Genomic DNA, 272 nt, shown 5'->3' on the forward strand with positions numbered 1-272 from the left:
CGACTTTTGTTGTATTCTAGCTGTTACCCATATGCGGGAATTCAAAGAAGCCTTCCAGCACCGCATTGAAGTCACGAAAACGGATCAAGGCTCACAAATTACCGTTTCTTCATAGAAAAGCATTACCTTTGCTTGATATCTCTAAGATTAAGTTGATACAATGTATATACTAAGCAGATAAAATTCATAAACCATGACTACATCAATCAAAAAATGGGGAAATAGCCTTGCGGTAAGGATTCCACAAACAATTGTGCAACAAGCTCATCTTG

At 37.5% G+C, this 272-nt stretch carries 1 protein-coding gene; it reads left to right on the forward strand.

Features of this window, described 5'->3' with window-relative positions:
* Positions 1–193 precede the first annotated feature (193 nt).
* Positions 194–272: AbrB/MazE/SpoVT family DNA-binding domain-containing protein (locus R0J87_RS20460; RefSeq protein WP_498888550.1), on the forward strand; the 79-nt coding region annotated here is incomplete at its 3' end.

The organism is Halomonas sp. SIMBA_159, from assembly GCF_046536035.1.
GTDB lineage: Bacteria > Pseudomonadota > Gammaproteobacteria > Pseudomonadales > Halomonadaceae > Vreelandella > Vreelandella venusta_A.